12 protein-coding genes and 2 pseudogenes are annotated in these 15,526 nt (G+C 50.3%); 8 read left to right on the forward strand and 6 right to left on the reverse strand.

Annotated elements, in window-relative coordinates; all coding sequences use genetic code 11:
- Positions 1 to 5: 5 nt before the first annotated feature.
- Positions 6 to 362, reverse strand: a complete 357-nt coding sequence (locus ABDK09_11105; protein XAW90055.1) for a GtrA family protein — start codon at positions 360 to 362, stop codon at positions 6 to 8.
- 385 nt (positions 363 to 747) lie between these two features.
- On the opposite strand from ABDK09_11105, the gene ABDK09_11110 reads away from it, so the two are divergent.
- From ABDK09_11110 to ABDK09_11140, 7 genes and pseudogenes are all read left to right on the forward strand, one after another.
- Positions 748 to 1,774 (forward strand): IS630 family transposase gene (locus ABDK09_11110; GenBank protein ID XAW90056.1). Its coding sequence is split into 2 segments (ribosomal slippage): positions 748 to 1,197 and positions 1,199 to 1,774, totalling 1,026 coding nucleotides; the frame shifts between segments, so codons are not numbered across the junction.
- Positions 1,775 to 2,028: 254 nt separating this feature from the next.
- Positions 2,029 to 2,626 (forward strand): annotated as a pseudogene (locus ABDK09_11115) (acetate uptake transporter).
- Between the two features lie 268 nt (positions 2,627 to 2,894).
- On the forward strand, positions 2,895 to 3,839 hold the full coding sequence (locus ABDK09_11120) for a bile acid:sodium symporter family protein (GenBank protein ID XAW90057.1): 945 nt from the start codon (positions 2,895 to 2,897) through the stop codon (positions 3,837 to 3,839).
- A 364-nt stretch (positions 3,840 to 4,203) separates the two neighbouring features.
- Positions 4,204 to 5,517 carry an MFS transporter gene (locus tag ABDK09_11125; GenBank protein XAW90058.1) on the forward strand — a complete coding sequence of 438 codons (1,314 nt, stop codon included), beginning with the start codon at positions 4,204 to 4,206 and terminating at the stop codon, positions 5,515 to 5,517.
- 151 nt (positions 5,518 to 5,668) lie between these two features.
- Complete coding sequence (locus ABDK09_11130) at positions 5,669 to 6,865, forward strand: M20 aminoacylase family protein (GenBank protein XAW90059.1); 1,197 nt, start codon at positions 5,669 to 5,671, stop codon at positions 6,863 to 6,865.
- Between the two features lie 50 nt (positions 6,866 to 6,915).
- The gene (locus ABDK09_11135) at positions 6,916 to 7,296 is read left to right on the forward strand and encodes a LysR family transcriptional regulator (protein XAW90060.1); all 381 of its coding nucleotides are present in this window, start codon (positions 6,916 to 6,918) and stop codon (positions 7,294 to 7,296) included.
- On the forward strand, positions 7,205 to 7,828 hold the full coding sequence (locus ABDK09_11140; GenBank protein XAW90061.1) for a LysR family transcriptional regulator substrate-binding protein: 624 nt from the start codon (positions 7,205 to 7,207) through the stop codon (positions 7,826 to 7,828). The genes ABDK09_11135 and ABDK09_11140 overlap by 92 nt, the downstream gene beginning before the upstream one ends.
- Before the next feature lie 89 nt (positions 7,829 to 7,917).
- Here the strand turns inward: ABDK09_11140 and ABDK09_11145 are convergent, their stop codons facing one another.
- Positions 7,918 to 9,468: an alanine/glycine:cation symporter family protein gene (locus tag ABDK09_11145; GenBank protein ID XAW90062.1), complete on the reverse strand. Its 1,551-nt coding sequence runs from the start codon at positions 9,466 to 9,468 to the stop codon at positions 7,918 to 7,920.
- 570 nt (positions 9,469 to 10,038) lie between these two features.
- Positions 10,039 to 11,302: pseudogene (locus ABDK09_11150) on the reverse strand (D-amino acid dehydrogenase).
- Between the two features lie 115 nt (positions 11,303 to 11,417).
- Here ABDK09_11150 and ABDK09_11155 point away from each other — a divergent pair.
- Positions 11,418 to 12,311 (forward strand): LysR substrate-binding domain-containing protein, encoded by an 894-nt coding sequence (locus ABDK09_11155; protein ID XAW90063.1) that lies wholly within the window; start codon positions 11,418 to 11,420, stop codon positions 12,309 to 12,311.
- 96 nt (positions 12,312 to 12,407) lie between these two features.
- Here ABDK09_11155 and ABDK09_11160 read toward each other — a convergent pair whose 3' ends face one another.
- Genes ABDK09_11160 through ABDK09_11170 form a run of 3 tightly spaced genes read right to left on the reverse strand, consistent with a single transcriptional unit; the run spans position 12,408 to position 15,451 of the window.
- Positions 12,408 to 13,700, reverse strand: coding sequence for a glycoside hydrolase family 3 C-terminal domain-containing protein (locus tag ABDK09_11160; protein XAW90064.1), 1,293 nt, complete (start codon positions 13,698 to 13,700; stop codon positions 12,408 to 12,410).
- A gap of 40 nt (positions 13,701 to 13,740) precedes the next feature.
- Positions 13,741 to 15,189, reverse strand: coding sequence for a glycoside hydrolase family 3 N-terminal domain-containing protein (locus ABDK09_11165; GenBank protein XAW90065.1), 1,449 nt, complete (start codon positions 15,187 to 15,189; stop codon positions 13,741 to 13,743).
- On the reverse strand, positions 15,176 to 15,451 hold the full coding sequence (locus ABDK09_11170) for a hypothetical protein (GenBank protein ID XAW90066.1): 276 nt from the start codon (positions 15,449 to 15,451) through the stop codon (positions 15,176 to 15,178). The genes ABDK09_11165 and ABDK09_11170 overlap by 14 nt, the downstream gene beginning before the upstream one ends.
- Positions 15,452 to 15,526: the final 75 nt, after the last annotated feature.

The raw sequence follows: 15,526 nt of genomic DNA on the forward strand, positions 1-15,526 counted from the left end.
CAAGGTCAGCGGCGAAAAACCACCTGTTTTGAGTAGCTAAAGCCGAGCAGAAGCGAGAGCAGGGACGTCGCAACCAGCGTCAGCCAGGGAGTCAGCTGCAGGGTATCGGCCAGCCAACCGGTTGTGATACTCAACAGCCCCATAAAGGTAATAAACAGCAGGTAACGGGTTTTGGTTGCCGGTGACTGAAAGGTAAAACGGGCATTGGCGATAAAGCCGAAACTGGCTGCGCACAGGAATCCGGCCAGGTTAGCCACGACCTGAGTGCTGCTCCAGGCATAAAAACAGAGGGTGAATACAGACCAGTGAATGGCGGTACTCACTACGCCGACCGAGCTGTATCTGGCAAACAGTTTCAACATAAGTGCGTCATTATCATCCTGGTTTTGGTCACCGTGTCAGTATTTCCTCAACGGCAGGGATGTGCAAATGTTATCTTTCTGACTGGCGCGCTCTGTTTGGTTCGCGCAGTGAGAGTTTACTTTTCGGTGTGCTGATTGCCTTAATGATTTACTCCATTAATATTCTCGCCCTTAATAAATCGCTCCGAGCCTGCTGGGAGAGTCTCTTTGTTCATTAATCAATGATGTTTATAACAAATAAAATAAGCAATCAGTTGCTATTATGGGTTACTGGCGGGTGAGCGGCGGATACCAAGCGGTTTTGACTGCTCAACATCAGTGAACGAAGTCGTAATACCAATCGCACTAATTTTATGATCTAATATCAGCTTCAATAGGAGCTGATATGACGACCCCTGACTTCCCAAAACTTATTCGTGAAACATCCGATGCTAGGATGCGTACGAGACTTCTTGCTATATCTCATTTCGTGGATGGAAAAAGCCGCACTCAGATCGCCAAATATTTAAAAGCCAGCCGTACCAGTATCAATAACTGGGTCGCGGCTTATTTAAAGAATGGTGTTGAAGGCTTGGTAGAAAAGCAGCATACAGGCCGTCCTCCACGACTGACTGAAGACCAGCTATCTCAGTTAAAGCTGTACATCACTTCCAATGCGATTAAGCCTGAAGGTGGCAGACTACAGGGGACAGATATTATTGAATTCATCCATGAAGAATTTGGCCTATCGTACAGCTTATCAGGCATCTATAAGATATTGAGAAAGCTTGATTTAGTTTGGATAACAACGCGTTCAAAGCACCCAAAGCAATCTGTAGAAGCACAAGAAGCTTTTAAAAAAATTCCCAATAGAAACGATCCTTAAGATCCCAGGACATGTTGCTTTAAAAGATGTTCAAATCTGGTTTCAAGATGAAGCCAGATTTGGCCAGCGCAACACAACAACCCGAATATGGGCAGAAAAAGGGACTCGTCCCAGAGCGGTACAACAACAGCAATTTGAGTATGCGTACCTATTTGGAGCGGTGTGCGTTAATACCGGAGAAACTGAAGCTATTGTTGTTCCGATGAGCAACATGGAAGCAATGAAAGAGCAACTCAGGCTCATTTCTCAATCCACACCCGCAGACAAACATGCTGTCGTCATCATGGATCAAGCCAGTTGGCATCAAAGTTATCTTGCTGATTCATTCAAGAACCTGACTGTCATTCATATACCGCCCTATTCACCGGAACTCAACCCAATAGAGCAGGTATGGAGTTGGTTGCGTCAGAACGAAATAGCCAATAGGTGTTTTGAATGTTACGACGATATTGTCGACAAGCTGTGTAGTGCTTGGAATCGTTTTTGTGCAGACAAAAGCAGAGTCATTTCGCTCTGCTTTAGAGATTGGACTATATTGACCAGTTAATTAGTGTGATTGGTATAAAGCTAGCGAGACGCTGAACGATTGAAATGGAGTATTTATTCTAACTGGTAGTTTTCTAAGTTTTTGTTTTTATTATTAATACATCAAGGTTGTACAGCTGTTTTAGCTTTTGGTTTTCAATGTTCCAATTGCTATATAGATGGAATCTAAGTTTGCATAAATAAAATCTATCTTTTATTCTTGTGGCATTTAAAATTCGCGCGCAATTTTTATTCACATTTTTGAAGGTAACTTTGATGTCTACTAAATTAGCTAACCCAGCACCGCTTGGCCTGATGGGATTCGGCATGACGACTATTCTGCTTAATATTCATAACGCAGGTTTCTTCCCGCTGGATTCAATGATTCTGGCTATGGGTATTTTTTACGGCGGTCTGAGCCAAGTGATTGTTGGCATCATGTGCTTTAAACGTGGTGATACATTCGGTACGACTGCGTTTACCTCTTACGGCCTGTTCTGGCTGACTCTGGTTGGTTTGATCGTAATGCCAAAAATGGGTCTGCCTGCAAGCCCGGCTTCTTTCATGGGATGGTACCTGGCGCTGTGGGGCATTTTCACTGGTTTCATGTTCATTGGTTCACTGTGCTACCCGGTAGCGAAGCAAGTGGTATTCGGTTTCTCTGACTATCCTGTTTGCTCTGCTGGCTATTCGTGACTTCACCGGTAACGAATTCATCGGCATGATTGCGGGTTTCGAAGGTATCTTCTGTGGCGCGAGCGCAGTTTACTTCGCAATGGCACAAGTACTGAACAACGAATACGGTCGTGTTGTACTGCCAATCGGCGAGAAGAAAAAAGCCTCAGCGCCTGCTGCGCAAGAAATCGCTGCATAATCGCTGACGCGAGTGCGGACAAAAAGCTGGCTTGGTGCCAGCTTTTTTTATACCTGTGGTTTGCGACCTTTGTTTAAACCGGCTGACCCATCGTCTCATCCTACTTATCAGCCCGTTTCACTAAACTGGCTAAACGGCCTCATCCGGGCCGAAAATGATTTGTCCTTACTAAATTCGCGGTTGTTTGTTGATGGTTAAGTGATAGTTTGATGAGTGTTTTATAAACACAACAATTCTATTTAAAAAACTACAACAGGAATGTATCACCATGCTACGGATTATTACTCAGCTCTTCCCGCTATGGGCCGTGCTGTTCTCTCTATGGGCGTATTTCTCTCCCGCATTATTTGTTGACCTTAAAAGCCAGATTGTCCCTTTACTGACCATTATTATGCTGGCCATGGGCCTGACCCTGAAACCGAAAGATTTCCTCAATGTGGTGACGAATAAAAAGGCGATTGGGGTCGGGTTGATTCTGCAGTTTACCGTTATGCCGTTGGCGGCACTGCTGATCAGCCTGCTGCTTGGTTTCGATCCGGTTCTGACCATAGGTATGGTGCTGGTAGGCAGCGTGGCCGGCGGTACCTCATCCAACGTGATGTGCTATCTGGCCAAAGGCGATGTGGCGCTGTCGATCACGATGACGTCCATCTCGACGCTGCTTGGCGTGGTACTTACGCCACTGCTGGTTGAGCTGCTGGCGGGCCACAGTGTGGATGTGCCTGCGATGAGTATGTTGCTCAGCCTGATTAAAATCGTGCTGTTGCCGGTGGCAATTGGTCTGCTGATCAACGTCTTTCTCCACTCTGTTACCGAAAAACTGGAACCTGTCCTGCCTTTGATTTCTATGGTGGCGATCGTGATGATCATCGCTATTGTCGTGGCACTGAATGCCGGTCAGCTGCAGACAATTGGTCCTATCGTGGCGCTGGCGGTGATCATGCACAACAGTCTGGGTATTACGGCCGGTTACTGGGTGTGCCGGGTGCTTGGCTTTAATGAAAGCATTTGTCGTACGGTGGCCTTTGAAGTCGGTTTGCAGAACTCCGGCCTGGCGACAGCACTGGCGATGAAATTCTTTACGCCGGCGTCGGCGGTGGCAGGCACCATTTTCTCCATCTGGCACAATCTTTCCGGCTCTTTACTGGCAGGATACTGGAGCAAGCGAACGTCTCAGATGACGGCTCAGTCTGAGGCTGAAAGCAGCCGTTAGTGCGCAGCGATTCCCATATTCAATCATGACAATAAGAAGGCTTCGGCCTTCTTTTTTGTTTCCTTTTTTTTATCGACAAAACTTTTAGTCAATTGTTCGTTGACGTACATATAGATGATAATGACCGATGGTTACAGGGTTTTTATTGGCGATGTGACTCAGGTTGATTATGCCTTGGTAAAGGATTGAGAGCCAATGCCCGTAAGTGGTGCGCTTTGCGCGATCATGGTTTGCTTTGCTGCCCTCAGAGTGAACTTTTTAGTTATTTGCTTAGCTTTTGGTTTGTGATGGAAAGTTGGGCAATGACTATTATCAATAGCATTGATAGCGAATGAATCGCGACGAATAACAAGGAAGGGACACCATGAGCAGCACACTATCGAGTTCACTTGATGCAGAAGTGGCATCAGGCCAAGTTCAGCCGGCCAAGACAGCAGATTCACGTAAAGCCATTTTCGCCATTTCGCTCGGCAACGGGCTGGAAATGTACGACTTTACCGTCTACAGCTTTTTTGCCGTGATTATCGGTGAGTTGTTTTTCAATGTCGGGGGCACCGCGGCAGGCTTGCTGTTGTCGCTGGCCACGTTCGGGGTCGGCTTTGTCATGCGCCCTCTAGGGGCGGTACTGATTGGCAACTATGCCGACAAATATGGCCGCAAAGCTGCACTGACTCTGACCATCGCTCTGATGACGATCGGTACCGGTATGATTGCGCTTACGCCAACCTATGAAAGTATCGGCATTGCCGCCACGATTATTCTGGTAGTAGGGCGCCTGCTGCAGGGATTGTCGGCCGGCGGTGAAATCGGTACCGCTTCTGCTGCCCTGATGGAGTCCAACAATTATCAGCGCCGCTGTTATATGGTGAGCTGGCAGCTCGCCAGCCAGGGCGCAGCTGCCCTGTTCGGTGCTCTGGTCGGTTTTGCCGTCAACGGGCTGTTGTCACCTGAAGAGGTACACAGCTGGGGCTGGCGTATTCCGTTCGTGTTGGGCTTGTTGATTGGCCCGGTCGGCTGGTACATCCGTCGTCATCTCAATGAATCCCATCAGGCCGACCCGAATACGCAGGACACTCCGTTCAAGACCGTGCTGCGCAAGCAGGGCCGTACCATCCTGACCGGTATGCTGATGATCTGGGGTGGCACCGCTTGTATGTACATTGAAGTGTTCTATATGCCGACCTACCTGATCAAAGAGTTGGGTTACACCTCGACTACGGCGTTTGCCGTTGCAGTGCTAGCCGGACTGATGCTGATGTTGCTGATGCCGGTATTTGGCCAATGGGCTGACCGTTTAGCGAGCCGCAAAACGCTGCCGCTGCTTGGTATGTTGGGTTCCTTTGTGTGTATTTATCCGGCGTTCACATTACTCGGCGGCGATGCCTCTCTGCTTAAAGCTTTGCTGGTGATTGGGGTGTTGATTGCGCTGTTTGCATTATCCAATGCATCACTGCTGGTGCTGATCATGGAAGCATTTGCTCAGCAGTACCGTGCCAGCGGCATCTCGATGATTTACGGCTTTGGCGTCACGGTTTTTGGTGGTTTTACTCCGTTGCTGGTCGCCAGCCTGATTGAGTGGAGTGGTAACAAGATGGCACCGGCGTTTTATCTGATGCTCGCCATCGTGGTCAGCAGCATCGCGATGTGGCGCTTTCCGGCCAAAGCTCTTAAGTCTTAAAGAGCTTAAGTCTTAAAGAGCTTAAGTCATAAAGAACTTAAGTCATAAAGAAACCTCAGTCATATAGCGCCGCACTTAACATGCTCGCATAAGTAAAACGCTGCACTTAACCCGTGCCGATGTACCCTGAATCCAACATAAGGAAATGACGATGACCGTACCTGAATTCTCGCTGTTGAATGACGCCGATTTTGTCGCCAGCTGTGAACAATTTATCCAGACCCGCCATGCCATTCATGCTCACCCTGAACTCGGGGCTGAAGTCCCGGCGACCGCCGAGCTGGTGGCCGGTCTGCTGCGCGAGTGGGGCTATGAAACCCATACCGGGATTGGCGGCCACGGCGTGGTCGGCGTGCTGAAAAACGGCACGTCAGCGCGCTCGATAGGGATCCGTGCTGATATGGATGCGCTGCCTATTCATGAACAAACCGGATTGCCTTACGCCAGCACCATTGACGGGCGCATGCATGCCTGCGGTCATGATGGTCATACTGCCATTCTGCTTGCGGCGGCTCATTACCTGGCCCGTCACAAGGCATTTGACGGCACCCTCAATCTGATTTTTCAGCCGGACGAAGAGGGTTTGTCGGGCGCGAAAGCCATGATTGAAGATGGCCTGTTTGAGCGCTTTCCGTGTGATGCCATCTTTGCTTTGCACAATATGCCGGGCAAAGAAGTCGGCCTGGCTGATGTGCGCAGCGGCGTTTTCATGGCTTCTTCCGATAAAGTCACCATACGTCTGACCGGTAAAGGCGGTCATGCTGCTCTGCCGCATCTCTCCAACGATGTCACGATTGCCATCGGCCATATCATTCTCGGGCTGCAAAGTATTGTGTCGCGCAACATCAATCCTGCGGAGCAAAGTATTGTCAGTATTGGTCAGGTTTTGGCGGGTACGACACCAAATGTGATTCCAAATGATGCGATGATGACGTTATCTGTGCGTAACTTCAGTGTTGCTAACCAGGATCTGATTGAAAAGCGCATTCGCGAAATTGTTGCCGGTCAGTGTCAGGCATTTGGGATTAGCGGCGAAGTGGAGTATTTGCGTCAGGTGCCGTCAGTGCACAACTCTGGCTCGGAAACGCTGGTGGCGCGCGTTGCGGTAAAAGCGGTGCTGGGCGACGACAACGTGGCCGGTGATGAGGCGCCGGTGATCCCGGGCAGTGAAGATTTTGCCTGGATGCTGCAGCAGCGTCCGGGTTGTTATTTCACTCTGGCGAACGGATTAGGCGAGTGGCATGGCTGCTCGGTCCATAATCCGAGCTATGATTTTAATGATAAGTTAGTAACGATAGGTGCGGCCTGTTGGGTCCGGCTGGTCGGTGATTATCTGCGTGCAGATTAATACCCAACCCGCATGGCTGAGGGCAGGGCGCCTTTAGGTAACAGGACGAGATGAAATTACATCAGATTAAAGCCTTTCTGGCGGTCAGTAATGCCGGTAGCCTGAAAACGGCCGCCGAGCAGTTACATCTGACTCAGCCTGCTCTGAGCAAAGCGATTAAAGAGCTCGAGCAGCAATACGGAGTGGCATTGTTTGAGCGCACTTCCGGCGGTTTGACGCTTACCCCGTATGGTGAGCGTTTGCTCGGTTATGCCCGCATGATGAACGAGACCGCACGGCGTGCCAAGCAGGACATTGATACCATGCGTGGGGTGTCGAAACTGCAGCATTACCATCGGCGTGACGCCGGTTGCCTCGCTGATCAAGTCGCTGACGACCAGCCTGAATGGGTTTATGCAGCGTTATCCGGAAGTGACGCTGCGCATTATTGAACTGCGTCCGGCGCCGTTGCTCAACCAACTGCGCCAGGGCGGGGTTGATTTTGCCATTACCTCGCAGATCCCGGTCATTGACAGTTCACTGGAATGGCAGGCCATCTGCCGCATTCCCAATGTGGTGGTGACGCGCAAATCGCATCCGCTGTGCAATACCCGTTCACTGCGCACCCTGCATCAGAGCGAGTGGCTGACTCTGGATGCGCCGGATGACCCGAACACTTATCACCATCAACTTTTTGCCGTTAATGGGTTACCTATTCCGTCTCGGATTCGCGAATGTACCTCGATGACACTGGCGCGTTCCTTGATTCAGACCGCCGATTTCGCTGCGCTGTTTTCTGTTGAGTCACTTGACCTGGATTACATCAAAAACGAATTTACCGTGGTGCCGCTGCTCGACAACATTCCGGACAGCGTGATTTCTATGGTGCGTCCAAAGCGGGAGATCATGACCCAGAGTGCGATGACACTGTTTGACACTATCTTGCAGGATATGCGCGATATTTATCCTGATTTTAATCATTAACGCCAGCTGCGATCCAATAAGAAAGGGCCAGCATTGCTGGCCCTTGGTTTTGTGTAATCCACTGCTTTTATTATTTTAATCAGCTGTTATCAGATTGAAGTTTCTTGTGCTGTTTCTGAGCTGGCTTCAACTGCTGCATGCGCGGATTTACCCGTTTTGCGCTGATATTTCTCTTCCCAGTAGGTCGCATTCTTAATGCCAAGCTTAACCGGGTTGAAAATGTATTCGTCAACACCCTGTTTTTGCTGATCTTCGTAATCTTTCAGCGCTGCCATGGTTGGTTTGGCCAGGAAGAAGATGATCAGAATACCGATGATGTTCAGCCATGCCATCAGGCCAACACCAATGTCACCCATTGCCCACGCCAGGTTAGCTGTTTTCACCGTGCCGTAGAATACCGCTGCCATGATGGTGATTTTCAGGATGAACATCAGGCCGTCAACTTTAAAGGTACGACGGATGTAGGCGATGTTGGTTTCTGCAATGTAGTAGTAAGCCAGAATGGTGGTAAAGGCGAAGAAGAACAGTGCAAAGGCAACAAATGGTTTACCCACGCCCGGCAGGGCGGTTTCGATTGCGGTCTGAGTAAAGACCGGACCGTTCGCACTGATATCAGCCGCCAGGTTCTGAACCAGGAACACACCTTCTGCGCCGCCGTGTACGTTGTACGCACCAGTGATCAGAATCATGAATGCCGTCGCTGAACAAACCAGCAGGGTATCAATGTAGATAGAGAATGACTGCACCAGACCTTGCTGAGCAGGGTGCTCTACGCTTGCTGCTGCCGCGGCATGAGGACCTGTACCCTGACCGGCTTCGTTCGAGTAAACACCACGCTTCACACCCCAGCCAATCGCTGCGCCCACACCTGCCATAGGAGTAAATGCATCGCCGATGATCATGGCAAAGATACGTGGTACTTCACCGATGTTCAGCAGAATGATCACGAATGCAGTAATGATGTACGCCAGAGCCATGAATGGCACCACGATCTGGGTGAAGCTGGCAATACGTTTTACGCCACCGAAGATGATGAAGCCCAGCATAATCGCAATCACAGTACCGGTCAGAATTTTTGCAAAACTGAATGTGCCGATCGCTGTATTAATCATGTCACCTGAGCCAAATGCTGCTTCAACCGCATTACCAATACTGTTGGACTGAACACCCGGCAGCAGAACACCACACGCGAAGATAGTCGAGATAGCGAAGATCCATGCGTACCATTTCTGGCCCATGGCTTTCTCAATGTAGTAAGCCGGACCACCACGGAATTCGCCGTTGTCTTCCTCTTTATAAATTTGCGCCAGAGTCGATTCTGCGTATGCGGTTGCGGCGCCGAAGAAGGCCACAACCCACATCCAGAATACCGCGCCCGGACCACCGAAACCGATAGCCGCTGCAACACCGGCGATGTTACCTGTACCTACACGGCCGGACAGTGATACCGCCAGTGCCTGGAATGAAGAAATCCCTTTTGAGGAGCTTTTGCCTGAAAATAGCAAACGCCACATTTCAAAGAAGTGACGAACCTGAACGAAACGGGTCAGGATTGAATAGAACAAACCTGCGCCAAGACACAAATAAATCAGCGCCGGGCTCCAGATGATTCCATTCAGAAAATCAACAAATGACTGCATGAGTATTTCCCTGTTATTAGAAAGTTGTGTTAGTTTTTCCGTTCAACATAATAATCTTTTTGTAATTTAAATGTTAACTGATTTATCTGGGAAAGCGCAGGAGCGTGAGCTGGAGCACAAAATGCTAACCAAATGTTAAATTTATGGTATGCTTTATTAGTTTTTGGTTAATAAGTAGTCAATTGGTGTGTGATTGGTTAATAAAACGAGTGATATCACTATTGATGAATAGGTAACCGGTAGATATGACTATACTTGTCGGTGAGAGAACAGTAGAGGATCGTTCTGCGACGCTGAAATGGCGCCCGATCCGGGCATATTACGCGGACCGGGCTGATGTACCTGAGCAGAAAGCGAGGGAGGCCAGCCACTCAGGCAACATTTTTAACGTATTTAGTGTGGTAAATATTGGTCAAAGTGAACCGGCTGTGTTGGAAAACCATTCTTTTGGGAAACTGATGGCGTTGCAAAACCGATGACGTTTCAAAACCGAGTAAGTTGCTAAACCGATCAAACACTTCAACCAATAACCTGGCTGAACCGGCAACCAGGTTAAACGGGCAAAATCACTTAAGAGGCGTTCTGGTAACGGAACACGTTGAGGCCTTTAGTATCAATCGCACCTTCACCACGGGTGACAATGTCGGCCAGCAGATGGGCAGAACCACATGCCATGGTCCAGCCTAGCGTGCCATGGCCGGTATTGGTAAACAGGTTGTCGAACTGGGTCTTGCCAATAATCGGTGTACCATCCGGTGTCATCGGACGGAAACCTGTCCAGAATTCCGCCTGATTGAAGTCGCCTCCCTGCGGGAACAGATCGCGTACCACCATTTCGATGGTCTCTTTACGCGCAGTCGGAATCGACGGGTCAAAACCAGCCAGTTCTGCGGTGCCGGCGACGCGAATCCGGTTATCAAAACGGGTCAGCGCAACTTTATAAGTCTCATCCATGATGGTCGATTTCGGTGCCAGGTCACGGTTGGTGATCGGCACAGTCAGCGAGTAGCCTTTGACCGGATAGACCGGAATATCAATCCCCACTGGTTTGAGCAATGACGTCGAGTAACTGCCCAGTGCCACCACATAAGCATCGGCTTTGAGCAGACCCTTATCGGTTTGGACACCGATGATCTTATTGCCTTCTTTAGCCAGCGCTTTGATTTGCGTGTTGAATTCAAAACGCACACCGTGAGCTTTGGCCAGCTCAGTCATCTGCTGACAGAACAGGTAGCAGTCACCGGTGGCATCATCCGGCAGGTACAGGCCGCCGACCAGCTTGTCTTTGACCGGTGCTAGGCCAGGTTTCCTGCGCGATACAGCTGTCAACATTCATCAGTTCAAAGCGCACGCCGCTCTCTTCCAGCAGACGCATATCTTTTTCAATCGAAACCAGCTGTTTTTCATCTCGGAACACTTGCAGTGTGCCTTGCTGACGGCCTTCATACTGCACGTTGTGCTCTTTATTGAGCTGATTCAGGCACTCACGGCTGTGGTTGGCAATCGCCAGCATACGTGCTTTGTTGACCTGGTAACGTGACAGTTGGCAGTTGGACAGCATTTGCGTCATCCAGCCCAGCAGTTTTGGATCCAGCGATGGTTTGATTTTTAATGGGGCATGCTTTTCAAACAGCCATTTTACCGCTTTTTGCGGAATGCCAGGCGCTGCCCATGGTGAAGAGTAGCCGTAAGAGATCTGACCGGCGTTGGCAAAACTGGTTTCTTCTGCGCTGCGTGCCTGGCGATCGATCACCGTGACACTGTGTCCTGCCTGTGACAGGTACCATGCTGAGGTTAAACCCACTACGCCGCTGCCTAAAACGATAACTTCCATCATTGACTTCCTATGTGACTGGCTGTTTTTGTATTGGGCGTAGTTTCTTTGCTTTACCTTTTGTTAACAATCGATAAAAATTATCACCAGTGTTTAGAAATTCTATAAGCAAGCCATGTTGAAAAGCCAAAGTGTTTCCGCGTTATATACCTTTATGCAGGTCGCTCAGTACCCTAGTTTCAGTAGTGCAGCCAAAGATCTGCACCTGACAACCGGTGCGATTAGTCAGCAGTTGTTGCAGCTGGAAGAGCAGTTAGGTTTTAGTCTGTTTGAACGGCATTCGCGCGGTGTGCGTTTGACCGAAGCCGGGCAGACGTTATTGACGGTTGTGCAGCGCAGTTTTCAGGAGATAGATTCGGCGGTGCAAAGCCTGAGTCAGCGCGATAATCGTAGAGAGATCCGGCTCAAACTGACGCCCTCACTGGCGTTTAAATGGCTGGTGCCGAGACTGGATGACTTCTATCGCCATAACCCGGATATTCAGATTCAGATGTTTGCCGAAGGGGCCTTGGTCGACAGTGACCGGCGCGATTTTGATCTGGCTATTGATTACGGTCCGATACCTTATCCGAAAGCCAATGCTGAATTGCTGATGGCTGAGTCGCTGCTGCCGGTCATGAGCCCGGCCTATCTTGCCGGCCATCCGCAACTCGCCAGTATGTCAGGCTGGAAAGATGTGGTGCTGCTGCACGATGCGATGCCATGGGCCAAGGCGCCACGTGATTTTGAATGGCTGTACTGGGCCTCGGAAATGGGGCTGGAACTGGCGACACAACGCGGTCATTTTTTTAACCGTACCGACATGGCGATGTCGGCGGCGGAAGCGGGAGTCGGGATCGCGATGGCCCGTATGGCGCTGATCACCACCGAGCTCGAGAGTGGTAAACTGGTGACCCCGTTTGAGCCCATCGAAGCCAACGCCGGTTATTTTCTCATTACTCATACCGCCAATGAAACCACCCGGGTATTCAGAGACTGGCTGAAGCAGCAGATCGGCGCAGAGTGCTGAGCAAGGGAGATAAAAATCGGAAACCCGGTGAAAGGTTTCCGATGCAGTGAGTTTGAGTTTGTGCCTGCGCGGAATGGCAGGCACAAGAGCGTTGTTTTAGTAGGCGTATGCTTCACTCTTATCAACCTGGACCATAAACTGGACCGGACCAGGCAGCGGATTCGAATTTTTTGAATCCAGAGTGATGTTTTGATGTGCGTTTACACTGCTTGAAAGCGGCAGCGAATCTGAGCTGTCACCGATTTCAATCGTGTAACGTCCTGCTTCCACTTCCCATTGTGCCTGTTTGACATCGTAATGGGCAAAGGAGCGAGCGTTGAGCGGAATGGATACCTGCTTGCTTTCTCCTGCTTGCAGATAAATTTTGCTAAAGCCTTTCAGCTCATGTTGCGGACGTTCGACTGAGCTGCTCTGTGGATGCACGTACAACTGCGCCGTCTCATAGCCGGCCTGACTGCCGGTGTTGGTGACAGTGAAGTTCGCATACAGGGTTCCGTTTTCAGTCACCGTCTGCTCTGACAGAGTTAAGTTACTGAAATTAAACGTAGTGTAAGACAAGCCAAAACCAAACGGATACAGCGGTTTATGGTGCGAGATATCATAGCCACGGTAACCGAAGAACAAACCTTCCGAGTAGGTCATGTCTGTCTTGGCATTCTCGCCGATGTAATCATCCGGATTCGAATACGACGGGTATGACGGGTTGTATTTCAGCTTGCTGTCGAGTGTGATCGGCAGTTTACCTGATGGGTTCACATCACCGTACAGAATTTCAGCCAGTGCCTGACCACCTAACTGACCACTAAACCAGGCATGCAGAATGGCTTTGGCTTTCTTGTTCCACGGCTGCATATCCATGCCGCCACCGCCATGCATGACCACAATCGTGTTGCGGTTGCTACGCATCAGGTTGGTCAGCAGGGTTGCCTGTTGCTCCGGCAGTTCAAAGTTCGGATCCGAAGCTTCACCTTCGTACTCATGGCTGCGTCCGACCACTGCGACAACGGCGTCATAGTCGCTCAGATCGGCGGGAGGCGTCAGCGAAGCCCAGCTAAGTTGTACGCCGTTCAGGCCGCCCAGTTGTCCCTGGAAGAACTGCTCGCGTGCGTATTCCAGCACAACCTGGTAGGTCTGGCCGGCTTTCAGGCGTGGGGTTTGCACCGACAATGGGTTAGCATTCGGTACATCGGGAGCGCGCGGCTCGCCATCACTTTCCAGCAGCAGTTTGCCGTTCACCCAAAGTTTCACCGGGCCATCAGCACGTACTTTAAACACATGCTTACCGGTAATGGTTGGCTTAATGCTGGTGGTAAAGCGGGCCGAGAAGCCGCCCATCGATGGAGACAGATCATTGAGGTCACGTGAGCCGTCAGCCTGTTCGGCTGTCACTGAACTACAGTCCAGTCCCTGCTCTTCTATGGTTTGAGCATCATTTTCGATACAGGCGTTTCTCCACGACGTTGGTCATATTGGTCCAACTGAAGTTGATGCCTTGCTCTTCGCGGGTCAAAACCGGTTCACCAGCCCATTGGGTATTGGCAAAGTATTCGGCTTCAACGCCCACCCGGCAGGTATCATCGCTTGCCTGACAATTCGGGCTCAACCAAAGCGACTGTTCTGGTGACAGCGACATGCTCTTGATAAACGTCACGTTCTCGCTGTTGGTTGCTAACTGTTGCAGACCACTCAACTCGCTGACGTAATCGGATTCGGCATCGGAATAGCCGGTACCAAACGGTGAGCTTGGCGCTAGCTGAGCGCCGTTGCCGACCACGGCAATCCGCGCCGATTTATTCAGTGGCAACAGTGCCCCTTGGTTGCCAGACGCATCATTTTTCAGCAGAACAATGCCTTCACGTGCGGTATCGAGTGAAGCGGTCAGGCCGTACTCCGGATAATCCAGAGTTTGGGCCGGGTAGCCGCCTTTATCCAGGCCGTAACGGATCAAGGCACGCAGGTTGCGCGCGACTTTATCGTCGATGACGCTTTGAGCGAGAGTGCCGTTATCGACATAAGGTTGCAGTTTGTCCTGGGTAAACTGAAGGCCGGATGGCATATCCAGATCGGTGCCAGCGTAAGCGCCTTCATAGGCATTCTGAATCGCGTTGAAGTCAGACATGACGAAGCCCTGGTAGCCCCATTCATCTTTCAGTACTTCTTTGATGATGTGGTGATTTTCACAGGCGAAGTCGCCGTTGACCTTATTAAAACCACACATGATGGAGGCGATATCGGCATTTTTCACCAATGACTCAAACGGGACCAGGTACATTTCACGCAGGGTACGTTCGTCAACGTGCACGTCCAGAGCATGGCGGTTCGCTTCCTGCTCATTGGCGATCAGGTGTTTGGCACCGGCTTGAATGCCCTGAGCCTGGATACCGTTGGTGATCGCCGGCGCCATGACAGAGCACAGGAACGGGTCTTCACCACACACAGACTCAGCAGCGCGGCCATTCAGAGGAGTACGGTAAAGATTGACGACCGGTGACAGCATTTGTTCACCGCCGGCCATACGAGTTTCGTAGCCCAGGGCCAGACCTTGCTCCTGAGCTCGTTTGATATTCCAGGTTGCGGCCAGAGCTGTTTGTGAAGGGTAGCTGGCACCAAACGTGGTGTTATTTACATGCACACCTAATGTGGAATCGTAAGCAACTGTTCCTTCAATTCCAAAACGATCCAGACGCGGGATCATATGGCCGTCGTCAACTCGGATAAACTGATATTTTTCTTGCGCAGACATGTTATCCAGAATGGAGCTTACCTGTGCTTCGACTTCCAGCCAGGATTTACCGTTATAGTCAGCATGTGCGGCCGCCGGTGCCAGTGCTGCGAGCATACAGACCGTGATTGGTCGTAAGGTATTAGTAGGTTTCATATAACGATCCTTGCTGAGTGCTTTGATCACTGTTGTCCGATCGGTTGGCTTGTGCCGTGTCTTTTTTGACGTCAGCTTGCAATAAAGCGCGCTCTTTAGCCTGTTGACCGTGTTCGATAAAGTCGTTGGCCTGAGTTAGCATGTCTTTTTTATGTTCATAGTCGGCTCTTTTCTGGCTCATGCTCAGATCTGCGGCTGTCGCCAAGGAGCGGACTAAGCTGGTCATCAGAGCGAAAGCCAGAGGGATGGCAATTTTTTTCATTGTCTTTCCTTCAGAGAAAAGAGGAAACATCTCACCGTGTAACTCAGTGGTTCACTCAGAAATCAGGCGGTGTCT

It is taken from the genome of Vibrio sp. CDRSL-10 TSBA (assembly GCA_039696685.1).
Classification (GTDB): domain Bacteria; phylum Pseudomonadota; class Gammaproteobacteria; order Enterobacterales; family Vibrionaceae; genus Vibrio.